Below are 16279 nucleotides of genomic sequence, written 5' to 3' on the forward strand. Positions count from 1 at the left end.
GGGGAGGAAATATAATTCATGTTAAATGAAGAATTATTAGAAGCGCTAATTAAATATCGAAGGTTTAACGGGAAGAACCCTGATATCCTACAAGTACATCCAAAATATTTTAGAAATCTTCTAGAAGAATTAAATTATCCAGAGTGGCTTATTAAAAAGAAAGAAGCAGAAACAGGAACGAAAAAAAGCTTATTAGGAGTGGCAGTTGAGCTAACAGATGCAGTAGAAAAATTTAAACTATGAAAAAAGTTGGCAGAGTCGTGACCGCTTTTTGGCAGGAAATATGCCGGTTGTTTTCGAATTTTCGTGTTATATTTGTATTGTGAGAAGTGGCGGAAAACACAACTCATAAAATTTCTTTATAATATATGTTGTTTAAACGGTTTCATGATGACGGCGCATAAAATCCGAAACTAGTAGATGGTACTGATTGAGTGATACCGTTATCAAGGAGGGCTTTTGCTCTTCTTCCAGTTACTTAATAACGTCGGAGCAGATAAATGTAAATAACATTAGGTAATTGGACGAAGAATAAAACTTCATTTACTGTGTTTATATTAATAACATAGGAAATTGACGAAAGGGCAACTGGTGCACGATTGCCCTTTTGTTTATGTGTGGGTATTAAAATATCACGTACCGGATTATAAAATTCATTTCAAAAGAAATGAAAAATGCACTGTGCGAGGTAGGTAATTTGGATTACAATGCATTTTTCATCCTTTATAGAGAAAAACAACGACTAAGTGGAGGAAGAACAAACATCAGAAGGTAGTGTGTTTCCATGCGCAAATGTTATCGTCTGTCCTTCTTCCATTCTTACTATGCGCTAATATTTGGTTTTTTATACCAATAAAAATGAGTGCAATAAAAAAAGAGGCGAAGGAAATCACCTCTGTTGTACATGTAAACCAAAAACATAAGAGAGTAAGATATGTATTGTATTCTACGTTTGGTGTTAAACACCTTTTTATTTTGATTATTATGTAAAAAATCGAGTACTGGTGACAGAGGCAGTACTCGATTTTTGAAACTGATAGTCTACTATTATTGTTATGAGAGTGAGTCCTAAATAAATAATAGTTTGACAAGAAGGATTTCAAGATAATATATGTACAATAGATAAAGATTGTTACCAAAAAACTAATTAATTTTGTTGGATTTACCAAATTTTAGACATAATCGGAATGCCGAATCATACATTTATAGGGAACAGTTACAATTCCTCTTTACGAGAGGGCACTTATCTGGAGGGGAGTGCCCTCTTTCGTATGCCAAAATTAGAAAATGCATATGTCGTGAATAAGGTAAGGTTCGATAACAGTGGTGAATGGATATTAAAATATCACGTACCGTATTATATAATTCATTTCAAAAGGAATGAAAAATGCAAATGCAATGTATGGCAGGTCATGTGGAGTATAAATTCGCATGATGCATTTTTCATCCTTTATAGAAGAAGGACAAACGTATTTGGTTATATAATCGTGTGTGGAAACAAAGGGGAATTCATACAAACACAATATCATCTGTCCTTCTTCCATTCTTACTATGTGCTAATATTTGGTTTTTTATACCAATGAAAATGAGTGCAATAAAAAAAGAGGCGAAGGAAATCGCCTCTGTTGTACATGTAAACCAAAAACATAAGAGAGTAAGATATGTATTGTATTCTACGTTTGGTGTTAAATACCTTTTTTATTTTGATTTTTTCTTTCATTATGTAAAAAAACGAGTACCGGTGACGGAGTACCCGTTTTTTAGAAATTTACCGTGTTAAGGAAGGTGCTCAAGATACTATATGTAAATTTTGGTTTATATAACTAAAAAATACAGAAAGTTAACAATGTGAAGTTTATGTAAGGAATCACAAATGCATAGTGTTAAAAAAATTGGTTTAAAGAAAATGTATAAGGATTGAATAAAGGGATATCTTATGTAAACTAAATAAACATTGATATAACAGTTGGTTCTTGATTTATCTACTAAACATAAATGATTTTATAGGAAGTCACTTTGTATATTTAATTCATTTTTATGCATAAATTAAACTCATCTGTGATAAGGACACGCTTGTTTATTTATTTACATACGATATAGAAGAAAATCGTAAATTGTGACACACCTTAGTAAGACTCAAAGGGAGGACTATATTATTATGTTTTTCTCAAACCTATGTGGAGTAGAGGAAGTTCCCGCAGTAGAAACAATGGCTCGAGGAAAGGCATATTTTGTATTAAGTCAGGATAATCGTAGTTTAGAGTTTAAATTGAGATTATATGCACTAGATCAGGTAACAATGGGGCATCTACATTTAGGTCCAAAGGGGACCAATGGTCCTGTTGTGGGGTTTTTATTTGGACCAATTGAAAAACCTATTTCAATAGAATATGCTATTTTTACAGGAGAAATTACTCAAGCTAATTTAGTTGGTTCATTAGCAGGTCATTCGTTAAGGGATCTTGTAAATGAAATTAATGTTGAAAATATTTATATTAATGTTCGTACTGTCCAACATCCTAGTGGTGAGATTCGTGGTCAGTTATCTTCTTGTTGTTGCTGACACTATAAAAGATAGTTTTCCAATAGTAGTAAAAGCGAGGGAGTGTCATATGAAATAAGGGAGCATCCATCTGGGTGCTTTTCTTAATTTTATTAGGAGGTGTAGGAAGCATGTTATTTAAAAAAAAGAAAAAGAAGAATCGGAATATAGGACAGTAGCTCAAAGTAATTTGAAAAGAAATGATGAGAGTGAGACAAATGCTCGATAAAACAATGGGTGAATTTCTGATGGAGTAATTAAATAAGCACAGCTGCATCATCTGCTTAGGAAGATGTGCAACTGTGCAAATATAAACGATATCCGTTGACCAGGTGGTCTCGGGAATTAGGGTACTCTTACTATAACATGAGGAACATAACAGTAAATACTCAAAAATGTCCATATTTAGGACAAAATGAAAGGTAAATAAGTGATGGAAGAATATAAAACAAAACAACAAAAGCGTAAGTTCTATGACAGTGGCGAGTGGAAGAGAATACGTGAACAAGTAAAGAAGCGTGACAACTATGAATGCCAAGAGTGTAAGCGCAATGGTCGAGTACAAACAGATACCAATGAATACAGTGAGAGTGCAAAGCGTAAGAAGATACAACTCGTTGTCCATCATATTAAAGAACTCGAACATCATCCAGAACTTGCATTAGAAATAGGTAATTTGGAAACAGTCTGTGTGGATTGCCATAATAAAGAGCACGGTAGAGTGTTTGTTAAAAAGATAAACAAATGGGAAAACGATGAAAAGTGGTAAAAATGATTCGATAATAACACCCCCCCTTAAAATATTTCATCAAAAATTGCTCTAAGGGGCACCGGGGAGGGGGTTAACTGTCAGTTTTTTTTCGAAAATACGCGCGTAAGGGGGGTGGGTAGATGGCTGTTAGTATTGTAAGGTTAAAGGAACAGTTAATGAATAGTATTGATACGACAGATTTAGTTGAAGTTGAAAAGGTGGAACGCTATATTGATCTAGTTAAAGCATTTCGAAAAATTAATAAAACGATAACGAAAGAAGGGGAATCCGTAACAATCAAAAATGGAACTCAAGTTTTCGTTAAGGCCCACCCTCTTATAAGTGAGAGGAATAAAATTAACAGTTCTTTAATTGCGTTAGGGAGAGATATAAAGTTTGTTGTTAAAAATACTATCCCTGATACAGGATATAACAAAAGTGATCTTACATGATTAAGCAAAAATATGTAGAAGAATATATTGAACTTTATCGAAGTGGGAAAGTGAAGTTCAATAAAGAAAGAGAACTGTTAATTGGATATCTAGAAAAATACGTTTTAAATAGAGACGATTTGTATTTTGATGATGAAATGATTGAGGATTGTATTAACTTCGGTGAGAAGTGGTATTTTCCGATGCAACCATTTCAAAAATTCTTAATAGCATTCGTCTTTTTGTTTTATAAGAAAAATGGACGTGTATTTTATCGTAAATTCCTATGGATGTTAGGGCGTGGCGGCGGTAAAAATGGTCTGATTTCTGTTATTATTCATTTTTTAATTAGTGAATTACATGGCATTCCAGAGTATAACATTTCAGTTGTTGCGAATAGTGAAGAACAGGCGAAAACAAGCCCTGATGAAGTTCATAAATGTGTGAAGAAGAATGAGGTCTTGAAAAGAGCCTTTAAAACAACGTTAACTCAAACGGTTTCAAAGGCTACTGAAAGTGTACTGAAGTTTAGGACTTCAAACGGTGATACAAAAGATGGTTTGCGTGATGGTGCGGTTGTATTTGATGAAATACATCAATACGAAAGTAATAAAGATGTCCGCGTTCATATCAGTGGTTTAGGGAAAAAGAAAAACCCACGTGAATTTTACATTGGTACAGATGGATATGTTCGTGACGGTTTCTTAGATAAGCAAAAAGAAAAGGCAATGAAGGTATTGAACGGTGAAGCACGTCCGAATGCTGTCTTTCCTTTTATCTGTAAATTGAATGATGAAACTGAAGTGGATGATATTGATAATTGGGAACTTGCTAATCCTATGTTATCTAAACCATTGAGCGAATATGCTGAGGGGTTACTTGAAACTATAAAAGAAGAATACGAAGATTTAGAAGATGACCCAAGTAATAGAGAAGAGTTCATGACAAAACGAATGAATTTACCTGTTACAGATTTAGAAAGGTCAGTTGCAAAATGGGAAGAGATTGCAGCAACTAATCGTGAATTGCCAGATTTACGAGGTCATGAATGTATTGGCGCGCTTGATTATGCAAGTATTCGTGATTTCGCATCATGTGGATTACTTTTTAGAAGTAAGGGTGATTATTTATGGAAATCTCATTCGTATGCTAGAAAGGAATTCGTTGATAAATATTATAGTTATTCGAAAAAACAGGATGCTGAAATAGCTGGTAAGAAGAAGTTTGCACCAATTCGAGAATGGGAAGAGCAAGATCTTCTGACAGTTGTGGAAGGCGAAACAATTGATCCAAATACTATCGTTGCTTGGTTTGTTGAAATGCGAAACTATTATGATATCAAAAAAATCATAATGGATAATTATCGTGCAGATTTATTAAGAACACTTTTTGAGGACGCTGGATTTGAAGTTGAAGTAATTAGAAATCCGAGAGCTATTCATGGTTTGCTTGCTCCTAGAATTGAAGTTGCATTCGCACATCGTCAAATTGTATTTGGTGATAATCCGTTAATGCGTTGGTATACCAATAATGTACTCGTTGTTATTAAAAAAGATGGAAATAAAATGTATGAAAAGAAAGAACCAGTTCGCAGAAAAACAGATGGATTCCAGGCGTTTGTACATGCTATGTATCGAGCGGATGAGGTAAGAGAAACAGATGTTGGCGCAGCGCTAGACTTGCTGAATGCATTAAACTTTTAAGAAAGGGGTGAGGGGAAATATGAGTTGGTTGTCGGATGTACTTGGTAAAAATCAAGAGATTAATACGATGCTAAATGATTTTGATTTCTTTGGTATTGAAACGAATCAAAGAGCGTATTTAAAAAAAGTAGCTTTAGAAACTTGTATTAATTTTATTGCTCGAACCGTTTCGCTGTCTGAATTTCGGATGATGAAAAAGGATACACGTCAATATAATGATTGGCATTACTTACTGAACATTAGACCGAATACAGATCAAAGTGCCGCTGACTTTTGGCAAGATTTTGTGTATAAATTGATTCTTGATAATGAAGTGTTGGCAATTCTTACAGATCAAAATGATTTACTCATTGCTGATCATTTTGACCGTGTTGAATATGCAGTATACCCTGATGTATTTAAAAATGTAACCGTAAAGGATTACACGTTTCAAAGGTCATTTCAAATGGACGAGGTTATCTACATTACTTATAACAATGAAGAATTGACAAAATTCATGAGTGGAATATTTAAAGATTATACTCAACTTTTTAGTCGTATGATTGAGACAAATATGTTTTCTAATCAAATACGTGCAACCGCTGAGATGGAATCTGCACAGAATTTGGAAGGGGAAAACCTTACTAAATTACAAAGCTTTATGGATAAATTGTTTGGGGCGTTTCGGAAAAATGCTTTTGCAATTGTTCCAAAGATAAAGGGTTTTAATTATACGGAAATTGCCGATGGTTCAAATAATGGAAGGTCTGTAGAGGAACTATCTAAATTAAAAAAAGATTTAATAGATCATGTGGCTAATATTTTAGGTATTCCTACGGCATTAGTTCGTGGCGATATGGGAGATTACGAAACATCAATTAAAGCGTATATAAAGTTTTGTATTAGTCCTCTGATTAAAAAGATTGAAGATGAATTAAATGCGAAATTAATTGAAAAAAAGAATTTCCTATCAGGAGAAAAAATTGAAGTAACAGGCGTGAAAGAGAAAGATATTATAGATCATGCTGAGGCTGTTGATAAATTAGTAGCCAGTGGTGCATTCACTAGAAATGAGATAATATGAAGCGACCTCCTAGATTATCAAGTCAGGGATTTTAACCCATAATAATGAATGAAAACATTATGAATGGGGTTATACCCTATGATAATAGGAGGCCACTATGGAAAATATAATCTATATTGGGATGGATGTCCACAAGGAAAGTTTTAGCTTATGTGCACTACACGGAACAACTGGGGAAATTGTAAGAGAAGCACGATGTGCTTCAAATGTATCTCTCGTAAAAAAATTCGTTGAGAAACTGAAAACAAAATATGGTGAAGATATAAAAATTAAAGCTGGATATGAGGCTGGTTGTTTAGGGTATTCACTTCATAATCTTCTTGAACAAAATGGAATTGATTGTGATATTTTAGCTCCCACAACAATGTACAGTTCATCAAAAAATAAAATGGTTAAAAATGATAAATTCGATGCCAAAATGATTGCTCTTAATTTAGCAAATGGCACCTATAAAGAAGTATATGTTCCAGAAGAAGAGGATGTTGCCGTGAAAGAGTATATCCGCATGTTAGGTGATTTTAAAACATCTTTGAAAAAAATAAAACAACAGATAAAAGCATTCCTTTTAAGGCATGGCTATGTGTATGAAGGGAAATCAAGCTGGACAATCGCTTATATGAAATGGTTAAAGAATCTTGATCTACAAGGATTATTCAAAGAAACGTTAGGCGAATACCTATTACAGTATGATGTTCTAGTCGATAAAATTGAGCGGTTCAGTCTGAGATTAGAAGAATTATCTCATCGTGAAAGGTACGAAGAACCAATCGCAAATTTAAGATGCTTAAAAGGTATAGATACAACATCGGCAATGACTGTTCATGTGGAAATTGCAGACTTCACTCGTTTTCCCACGGCTAAAGCATTTATGGCTTATGTAGGATTGACACCAAGCGAAAGCTCAAGTGGAGAAAAAATCAGTCGACGTTCGATTACAAAACAAGGAAATTCGACCGTTAGGTCTACTCTTGTAGAATGTGCAAATGCGTTGGTAAAAGGAACAATCGGATTAAAATCGAAGCGAGTGAAAGCAAGACAAAAAGGGCAACGAAGCGAAGTGATTGCTTATGCGGATCAGGCTGTAGAAAGGTTACAAAGAAAATATTATCGCATGATATATCAAGGGAAACCTAGAAATGTTGCCGTTACAGCTATCGCAAGAGAACTGGGGTGTTTTATATGGGGATTAGAAACAGGTAAAATTCACCGAAAATAAAGAGGGAAGGATATGAAGTTGATTGATTCATTCATAGTTAGAAACCAAAGGTATCAATTGATGGCATAGATGAGCTTCAGAGATAGTGAATTACAGGTCTGGCTATCTATGACTCACCTCTTCTGGCATGGCTGAAATTCTGATAAACAAGCTATTTATTAGAATTTGAAAAGGTGTGATCCACGCAGTGAGATTATAAGAGCCTAACGACGAACCATTAACCTGAGGTAACCAATCCACGAATAACAGAGTGGTTAACTGTCGATAGATCTTATTTCTGAAGCTTTTGTATGCCATCAAGAAAAATATTATGGGTGAAAAACTATTGACAAAGGTCACTTCATAACAGGTGAGGAAGTTGTTTGGTGCTGAACGCTCTAATAATCCAGAACTAGACGAATTTGTAATTACGAAGAATTATCAATCTGCAAATTCAATTGAAGGAGATAATATGAATGAAAAATAAAATACAACATATTCCTTATCAGTTTTCTAATGCAGTTAATCCAGAAAATGATGAGCACGAAATGGTGTTATCAGGTTATATCGGTAGTAGCAGTTGGTGGTACGATGCTATCAGTGCTGAAAGTGTAAGAAGCGCTTTGAAAGAAGTTAGAGCATCTACAGTTAAAATTAAACTAAACAGTGGTGGTGGCGATGCTGATCAAGGTGTTGAGATTTATAATTACTTAAAGGACTTAGATAAAAAAGTCATTGTGGAAGTTACATCACTAGCAGCTTCTGCTGCATCGATTATTGCAATGGCTGCTGACGAGATTGTTATGCGCACAGGCTCACGGATGATGATTCATGAAGCGTCAACAATAGCTTATGGAAACAAGCAGGATATTCAAAAAACATTGAATGCACTCGAAGCGTATGATGAGTCGATAGTTTCAATTTATCAGCAAAAAACAGGTAAAAGTCGCGAAGAGATTACAGATTTATTAGAAGCTGAAACGTGGTTTACTGCTGAACAAGCAGTACAAGAAGGTTTTGCTGACAAAGTAGAATTTGATAATCGAGAAAGTGATAGTGGTATCACTGATGAACAGTTGGAACAGATTATTAATAGGGTAACGAATAACTTACAACAAAATATGAATTTATCAAATAAACCTAATCCAGAACCACCACATTTACAAGTGGAGGGCAATCAAAAACGGAAAAGGTTTTTTTAATTCTCAAAAATTAGGAGGAAATAATTATGGTTATGAAAATTAAAGGTACAATGGAAAACTTTGAAGCGAAAAAACAAGCATATATGAATCTGGTGAAAGCGGAAGATACAAAAATGGAGGATTTATCTGCTGCATTTGATGATATGTTTGATACTCTTGTAACGGATTTATCAGAAAAGATTTCAGCACAAGCACGTATCGAAGCGCAAGACGCTCAAATTTTGACGTCACGTGGACAAAACGTTTTAACGTCTGAAGAACGTAAATTCTTTAATGCAGTTGTACAAGATGGGGGATTTAAGGATGATTCAATTCTTCCATATACTACACAAGAACGTGTATTTGAAGATTTAGTAACTGAACATCCATTACTTGAAGCAATTGGAATGCAAGATTTAGGAGCAGTAACGAAGTTTATTTATTCTGACGCAACAAAAGCGTATGCATGGGGAGAATTATTCGGTGATATTAGAGGGCAAATAAATGCAGCCTTTAGAGAAGAACAAATTGGACAACTTAAATTAACTGCATTTAGTGCTATTCCAAATGACATGCTTGAATTAGGGCCAGTATGGGTAGAGCGTTACGTTCGAACATTATTAGTAGAAAGTTATTCTGTTGGTTTAGAGTTTGGCTTTGTAAATGGTGGCGGATCAGTAGCGCATCAACCTGTAGGTTTAATGAAAGATGTAAATGCAACTACAGGTGCGGTTACTGATAAAAAATCATCCGGCACACTAACATTTGCTCCTTCTGAAAATGGTGAAGTAATTGCTGGTGAGCTTTATGAAGTAGTAAAAGCTTTATCTGTTGATGGGAAAGGAAAATCCCGTAAAGTGTTAAATAAAATTGTGATGGTTGTCAATCCTGTAGATGCAATTGGTGTGCAAGCGCGTAACACAATTCAAACGGCTAATGGCCAATGGGTAATGGCATTACCTTATAACATTCAAACTGTTGAATCTGAAGAAGTTCCAGTTGGAAAAGCATTATTCTTTGTGAAAGGACAATATATCGCAGCGATAGCAGGTGGATACAAACTTAAAAAGTTTGACCAAACATTAGCGATTGAAGATGCTACGCTTTATACAATCAAACAGTTTGCTAATGGTAAACCAAAAGATAATAAAGCAGCTCTTGTTTATGATTTGAAAATTTCTTTTACACCACCAACTCCACCAGCAACTAAATAAGGAATGATGTGAATGGATAAGGTAATTTCAAATGAAATATTACAGCAATTCAAAGATAGGATGCGATTAGGTGATGATGAAGATACAAACCTAAGACGCATCCTACTTGCATCCAATAAAGATTTAACTAGGGTTTGTGGTAATTATGATCTTAATATTGACGAGGTGTTCAAGGAATTAGTCTTTGAACGCTCTCGTTATGTTTATAACGATGCCTTAGAGTATTTTGATAAGAATTTTTTAAGCCAGATTAATAGTTTAAGCATTGGAAAAGCTTTAGAAGAAATTAAGTTGGACGGTGAGTAATATGCGTCCTTTTCAGTATAAAAAACCGCTGAATACAGGTGATTTCAGGAATCGAATTAGCATTGAGCAACCTGTAGTAATAAAAGATGAATTAAATCAAGTAATCGAAACATCTTGGCAAGAATTAAAGAAAGCCTGGTCAATGATAAAAACGATGAAAGGTTCCGAGTACATTGAAGCTTCAGCTTCACAAGCTACACGGGTTTATCGTTTTGTGATTCCTTATACTTCTGATATTACAGAAGAAATGCGAATCAATATGAAAGGCCGTATCTTTGATATTATCGAACCGCCAATGAATGATGATGAAATGTATCAAACATTGACTATTATCGCAAAGGAGCATGTTTAATATGAACGATTTTGCGGGAGAGCTTGCTAGAGAATTACAAAGATATGCAAATGTTGTGGAAGAAGAATTAACAAATGCACAAGAAGATGTAGCTGATATCGCTGTAGATAAGTTAAGACAAAATAGTCCTAAAAAAACAGGTGGTTATCGAAAAGGCTGGCGCAAGAAAAAAGTTGATAAAGCTGTTGTTATCCATAATACAAAAGGGCAATTGACGCATCTTTTAGAAAATGGTCATGCGAAAGCTGATGGTGGACGAGTACCAGAGAAAGTACATATTCGTCCAGTTGAAGAGTATGTAATTGATGAATTGCCAAAACGTATTGAAAGGGCAATTGAATCATGACAGTAACATTAGGAGAATTTATAAAAATTCTTGAAGCTACAGGTTATCCTGTGGCTTATTCGCATTTCACAGCAACACCTGGTAATCCAGTTCCGGAGCCGCCTTATATTTGTTTTCTTGTGGATGGTTCAGCAAATTTAATGGCTGATAACAAGGTCTATCACAAGATAAATGATGTAAATATCGAACTTTATACCACAAAAAAGGACTTGGTTGCAGAAGCCAAGCTGGAAAAGGTCCTAGACGATCATGAAATACCTTATGACTCGTATGGGATTTTTATTGAATCTGAGAAATTATTTCAAAAAACATATGAAACGAGGTTGTTGTAAATGAATGAAAACAAGGTAACATTCGGTTTGAAAAATGTACATTACGTGCCATTTGATAGTAAAGATTTCTTAGTTACATTTGGGACACCAATTCCATTACCTGGTGGAGTTGAACTAACATTTGAGCCACGCGGTGATTTAATTGAATTCTATGCCGATGACATGCTTTATTACGCGGCAAGTAATAATCAGGGTTACGATGGAACATTAAGTATTGCTACTATCCCAGAAAAATTTGCTATTGATGCACTCGGTGAAGAATTAGACGAAACGGATGGTGTATTAAATGAATTGGCTGATGCAAAAGGAAAACCATTCGCTTTATTATTTGAGTTTGATGGTGACGTGAATGCAACTCGACATGTTATGTATAACTGTTCAGCAAGTCGTCCAACACTTGCATCTAAAACAAAAACAAGTTCGGCTGAACCAAATACAAATGAACTGAAGTTTGTTTCTAGCCCAATTGTTTTAGTACCTGGTGGAAGACCAATGGTTAAAACGAAAACGACTGCTAAAACAACACAAGCAATTTATAACGACTGGTACAAAAAAGTATATGTAAAAACACCAGCAGCACCAAAAGGAGCGTAATAGTAAATGGAAAAGACAATTACAATAGACGGAAAACAAGTCCGATTAAAAAGTACAGCAGCTACTGTTAAACGATATAAAGCACAATTCAGACGTGATTTATTTGCTGATATGTTTAAGTTAGGGATTTTGTCTCCTTCAAATCCTCAAGAGGGTTCACTAGCCACTATTGATTTAGCAAATGCAGATTTAAGTAAGCTAGATTTTGAAGTTGTATATGATTTAGTTTGGTTATATGCGAAAACAGCAAATCCAGAAATTGATGATCCAATTACATGGTTAGACGGTTTTGATGAATTCCCTATCTCAGAGATTATTCCAGAAATTATGGATATGATTCAAAGTACGATGGGCGCAAAAAAAAAATAAAGAAAAGTAATGGAGAGCAAGGGACGTTCAGTGATGAAGAATTAACCACTGATACGTTCCTTGCTCTTTGTTATAAAGCGAAATTAACGCATTGGGATTTGGAAGTCATGACAATTGGAGATTGTTTTGATTATATTGCAGAATTCGCTGAAATGGAGAATCCAGACAAAGAAAAAGTCAGAAAAGCAAACCAAAAAGACTTTGATTCATTCTAAGAAAGGGGTGAAAGAATGGCTGGAGGAAAAATCAAAGGGATTACGATTGAAATTGGTGGGAATACGCAGCCGTTACAAAACGCTTTAAAAGATGTAAATAAACAGAGTGATAGCTTAGCGACCGAACTGAAAGAGGTAGAGCGCCTTTTAAAATTTAATCCTGGTAATGTGGAAGCATTAGCCCAAAAACAACAGTTGCTTACACAACAAATTGAAAACACTACACAAAAGCTCGATAAATTAAAAGAAGCGGAGCAGCAGGTTCAAGCGCAATTCCAAAACGGAAAGATATCGGAAGAACAATATCGTGCGTTTAGACGTGAAATTGAATTTACACAAGGGTCACTTGATGGTTTGAAAAATAAGCTTGGTAATATGAAAGCTGAACAAGAAAATGTGGCAAGTTCAACAAGACAATTAGAAACGTTGTTTAGCGCTACAGGTAAAAGCGTGGATGATTTTGCAGGCGCATTAGGTAATCGTCTTGTAAATGCAATTCGAAACGGTACAGCAACAAGTAAGCAATTAGAACAAGCGATTGGGATTATTGGACGAGAAGCATTAGGAACAGAAGCTGATATTGAAAAATTACAACGAGCTCTTCGATCTGTGGATGCTGGAAATTCAATTCAACAAGTTCGAAATGAGTTAAGGGATTTGCAACAAGAAGCCGAAAGAACAGAGAAGAAGTTTGAAGGACTCAAAGTAGGACTCGAAAACGTCATTGGTGGAATGGCAGCTGGTGGCGGAATCTCAACAGCAGTTGAAAAAGCAATGGATATGTCAAAATTGAAAACTAAGATTGATATCACTTTTGATGTCCCAGAGTCTTCAAAAAAATCAGTAGAAGAAGCTATTAGAGGTGTTACTACTTATGGTGTCGATGCTGAAGAGGCATTAGAAGGAGTTCGCAGACAATGGGCATTGAATAAAGATGCTTCTGATGAAACAAATGCCGCTGTGGTTAAAGGGGCAGCGACTATTGCAGCATCCTACGCTGGAATTGATTTTAATGAACTTATACAAGAAACCAATGAGATTGGTGCAACGTTAGGTATTACGAACGAGGAAGCATTGGGGCTAGTGAATACATTATTAAAAACAGGATTTCCACCAGAACAATTAGATATTATTGCTGAATATGGAGATCAAATGATTCAAGCTGGATTTTCGGCTAAAGAAGTCCAAGGAATTATGTCAGCAGGAGTAGATACTAAGAGTTGGAATATCGATAACCTATTAGATGGTGTGAAAGAAGGACGTATCAAAATGGCCGAATTTGGTGCGGGTGTAGATAAATCTATGCAAGAGGTTTTAGATAAAACAAAAATCTCGGCGGATCAGTTTGAAAAATGGGGTCAGGCAATTGCTGGCGGTGGTGAAAATGGACAAAAGGCTATGCTTGAAGCAACTAAGGCTTTAGCTGGTGTTGAAAATGCTACAGACAGAAATGCACTTGGCACGAAGATGTTCGGTACTCTTTGGGAAGACCAAGGGAAGAAAATTATCGATACCATTTTGAAAGCGGAAGGTAAACAAGTTGATTTAAAAAAAGGAGTAGAGGACTTACAGGGTGCTACTTCAAAAATAGATGCATCTCCAGCGGTTAAATTTCAACAAGCCATGCAAGATTTACAAGTTGCTCTTCAGCCTGTTCTTGAAGTTATAGCAGATCTTGTTTCTAAATTCGCCGAATGGATTTCTAATAATCCTGAATTAGCAGCTACTTTGGCAGCTATCGCAGTTGCTATTGGTGTAATTGCAGGAGCATTCATGGCTTTAGCACCAATAGTTGCTGTTATAACAAGTATAGGATGGGCGATGACAGGGTTGGTTGCTATTATTCCGATAATAGTAGCACTTGTTGTCGCTCTAGGTGTTGCAATTTATAAAAATTGGGATGATATCAAACAATGGACCATTGATGCTTGGAATGCAATTGGAGAATTTTTAGTAGGTATATGGGATGGGATTGTACAATGGGCCAGTGAAACGTGGAATAGCATTAGTGAATCTACATCGGAAGTTTGGAATTCGATTAAGGAATACTTAATAGAGTTATGGAATGGGATAGTTGAGTCTTTATCTGAAATATGGAATTCTATTGTTGAAACGACTACAGAAATATGGAATTCCATTGTGGAATATTTGACTGGAATTTGGGATGGAGTAGTTGAAACATTATCAGAAGTTTGGAATGGCATCAGTCAAACTACTTCTGAAGTGTGGACAGCGATTAGTGAGTTTTTCATTAATACTTGGAATGGACTAGTTGCCTTTTTAACTCCTATTTTACAAGGAATTGCTGATTTCTTCTCTATGATTTGGAATGGTATTTCCACGGTGATTCAAACGGTATGGGGTTTTATTACTCAATACTTACAAGCAATTTGGACGGCTATTTTATATTTCGCCACTCCAATTTTCGAGTCTATACGAGAGTTTTTAGCTTCGGTATGGGAATCTATTAAAGAAAAAGCTACGGCGGTGTGGGATGCACTTACAAATTTCTTAACAACTTGTTGGAATGGAATCGTTTCAATTGCAACAACTGTATTTGAGTGGATTAAAAATACAGTTACAACCGTTTGGGATGCAATCAGTTCAGCAACAATGTCTGTATGGAATGCTGTTAAGAATTTCCTACAATCATGCTGGAACGGGTTAGTAGCTTTTGTAACACCAATATTCACCTCAATAAAAGATTGGATTGTGAATACATGGAATACGATTAGTTCCACAACAAGTGCAGTATGGAATACGATTAAAAGTTATCTATCTAGCTTATGGAACGCAATTGTTTCCACAGCGAGTTCTGTATTCAATAGCATCAAAGAAGCCATTTCAACGGTTTGGAACATGATTAGTAGCACAAGCAGTAGTATTTGGAATGGTATTAAATCTACACTGTCAAACATTTGGGAGGGTATCAAGTCAACCGCATCTTCTGTCTGGAATGGATTAAAAGAAGCAATTATGACTCCTGTTCGTTGGGTAACTAATGCGGTTAGTGGAGCTTTTGAAGGCATGAAATCAGCAGTATTAGGCGTATGGGATGGTATTAAAAGTGGTATTCGTACAGCTATCAATGGAATTATTCGTATCATAAATAAATTTATAGATGGCTTTAATACACCAGCGGAATTACTAAACAATATACCAGGAGTTAGCGCGCCGACTATTCCACATGTACCGATGCTTGCTAAAGGCGGAAAGCCTGTAGGAGATGGCTCATTTATTACTGGAGAAAAAGGCCCCGAACTGTTTACTAAAAGAGGGAATTCAATTACAGTTACGCCGTTATCTTCAAAAGAAAGATCCCTCGGTATCACTGGAACTATGAATCAACTAATGAGTGATATGAGCCGAATGATGGCTAGTTCAATGAGTCAATTATCGGGATTAAAGAGTGTTATGAGTGGTGTGTATGGAAATATGTCAAATAGTAGACAAGCTATAGCAGCTGGTGTTGCAAATCAAGTGATTCATTATTCTTCGGGATCATCTGGCGGTGGGGTCATTCCAATGCTTGGTGGAGATTTAGTTATTGAAGTACCTGTTAATTTAGAAGGAAGAGACGTGGCACGCGGTACTTATCGCTATACAACCGAGTATCAAGAAAGAGAAGCAAAAAGAAACTCAGACTTTTAAGTTTGGGTTTCTTTTATTTTATAAAGAAACGGGG

16 protein-coding genes and 1 pseudogene are annotated in these 16279 nt (G+C 35.5%); all 17 read left to right on the forward strand.

What is annotated here, in order from left to right; translation table 11 throughout:
• Positions 1 to 18 precede the first annotated feature (18 nt).
• The 17 genes and pseudogenes from MHH55_RS22865 to MHH55_RS22945 all read left to right on the forward strand — a co-directional run bounded on the left by MHH55_RS22865 (position 19) and on the right by MHH55_RS22945 (position 16245).
• Positions 19 to 243 carry a hypothetical protein gene (locus MHH55_RS22865; RefSeq protein ID WP_078187283.1) on the forward strand — a complete coding sequence of 75 codons (225 nt, stop codon included), beginning with the start codon at positions 19 to 21 and terminating at the stop codon, positions 241 to 243.
• Positions 244 to 2158: 1915 nt separating this feature from the next.
• On the forward strand, positions 2159 to 2563 hold the full coding sequence (locus MHH55_RS22870) for a CHRD domain-containing protein (protein ID WP_078187285.1): 405 nt from the start codon (positions 2159 to 2161) through the stop codon (positions 2561 to 2563).
• Positions 2564 to 2975: 412 nt separating this feature from the next.
• On the forward strand, positions 2976 to 3311 hold the full coding sequence (locus MHH55_RS22875) for an HNH endonuclease (protein ID WP_078187286.1): 336 nt from the start codon (positions 2976 to 2978) through the stop codon (positions 3309 to 3311).
• Positions 3312 to 3433: 122 nt separating this feature from the next.
• Positions 3434 to 3745, forward strand: a complete 312-nt coding sequence (locus MHH55_RS22880) for a P27 family phage terminase small subunit (protein WP_016125621.1) — start codon at positions 3434 to 3436, stop codon at positions 3743 to 3745.
• Complete coding sequence (locus tag MHH55_RS22885; protein WP_000595321.1) at positions 3742 to 5427, forward strand: terminase large subunit domain-containing protein; 1686 nt, start codon at positions 3742 to 3744, stop codon at positions 5425 to 5427. Before MHH55_RS22880 ends, MHH55_RS22885 begins: the two co-directional genes overlap by 4 nt.
• Before the next feature lie 19 nt (positions 5428 to 5446).
• Positions 5447 to 6490, forward strand: a complete 1044-nt coding sequence (locus MHH55_RS22890) for a phage portal protein (RefSeq protein ID WP_340881414.1) — start codon at positions 5447 to 5449, stop codon at positions 6488 to 6490.
• Positions 6491 to 6587: 97 nt separating this feature from the next.
• A complete protein-coding gene (locus MHH55_RS22895) occupies positions 6588 to 7706 on the forward strand; it encodes an IS110 family transposase (protein ID WP_340880263.1) in 1119 nt (372 codons plus the stop codon).
• A gap of 346 nt (positions 7707 to 8052) precedes the next feature.
• Positions 8053 to 8172, forward strand: a pseudogene (locus tag MHH55_RS22900) (phage portal protein); the annotation flags it as partial.
• Complete coding sequence (locus MHH55_RS22905; protein WP_000791073.1) at positions 8162 to 8887, forward strand: head maturation protease, ClpP-related; 726 nt, start codon at positions 8162 to 8164, stop codon at positions 8885 to 8887. The pseudogene MHH55_RS22900 and the gene MHH55_RS22905, both read left to right, overlap by 11 nt.
• A gap of 32 nt (positions 8888 to 8919) precedes the next feature.
• Complete coding sequence (locus MHH55_RS22910) at positions 8920 to 10080, forward strand: phage major capsid protein (protein WP_371404327.1); 1161 nt, start codon at positions 8920 to 8922, stop codon at positions 10078 to 10080.
• A gap of 12 nt (positions 10081 to 10092) precedes the next feature.
• Positions 10093 to 10386 carry a hypothetical protein gene (locus tag MHH55_RS22915; protein WP_078188133.1) on the forward strand — a complete coding sequence of 98 codons (294 nt, stop codon included), beginning with the start codon at positions 10093 to 10095 and terminating at the stop codon, positions 10384 to 10386.
• A 1-nt stretch (position 10387) separates the two neighbouring features.
• The gene (locus MHH55_RS22920) at positions 10388 to 10738 is read left to right on the forward strand and encodes a phage head closure protein (RefSeq protein WP_001247297.1); all 351 of its coding nucleotides are present in this window, start codon (positions 10388 to 10390) and stop codon (positions 10736 to 10738) included.
• 1 nt (position 10739) lies between these two features.
• Positions 10740 to 11084, forward strand: coding sequence for an HK97 gp10 family phage protein (locus MHH55_RS22925; protein WP_000997538.1), 345 nt, complete (start codon positions 10740 to 10742; stop codon positions 11082 to 11084).
• Positions 11081 to 11416 (forward strand): hypothetical protein, encoded by a 336-nt coding sequence (locus tag MHH55_RS22930; RefSeq protein WP_000219079.1) that lies wholly within the window; start codon positions 11081 to 11083, stop codon positions 11414 to 11416. Before MHH55_RS22925 ends, MHH55_RS22930 begins: the two co-directional genes overlap by 4 nt.
• Positions 11417 to 12010 carry a major tail protein gene (locus MHH55_RS22935; RefSeq protein WP_001004920.1) on the forward strand — a complete coding sequence of 198 codons (594 nt, stop codon included), beginning with the start codon at positions 11417 to 11419 and terminating at the stop codon, positions 12008 to 12010.
• A gap of 6 nt (positions 12011 to 12016) precedes the next feature.
• Positions 12017 to 12379 (forward strand): hypothetical protein, encoded by a 363-nt coding sequence (locus MHH55_RS22940; RefSeq protein ID WP_000415931.1) that lies wholly within the window; start codon positions 12017 to 12019, stop codon positions 12377 to 12379.
• A 230-nt stretch (positions 12380 to 12609) separates the two neighbouring features.
• Entirely contained in the window at positions 12610 to 16245 is a 3636-nt protein-coding gene (locus MHH55_RS22945) for a phage tail protein (RefSeq protein WP_340881418.1), read from the forward strand.
• Positions 16246 to 16279 lie beyond the last annotated feature (34 nt).

Origin of the sequence: Bacillus sp. FSL K6-2944, from assembly GCF_038005385.1 — a bacterium.
Taxonomy (GTDB): domain Bacteria; phylum Bacillota; class Bacilli; order Bacillales; family Bacillaceae_G; genus Bacillus_A; species Bacillus_A cereus.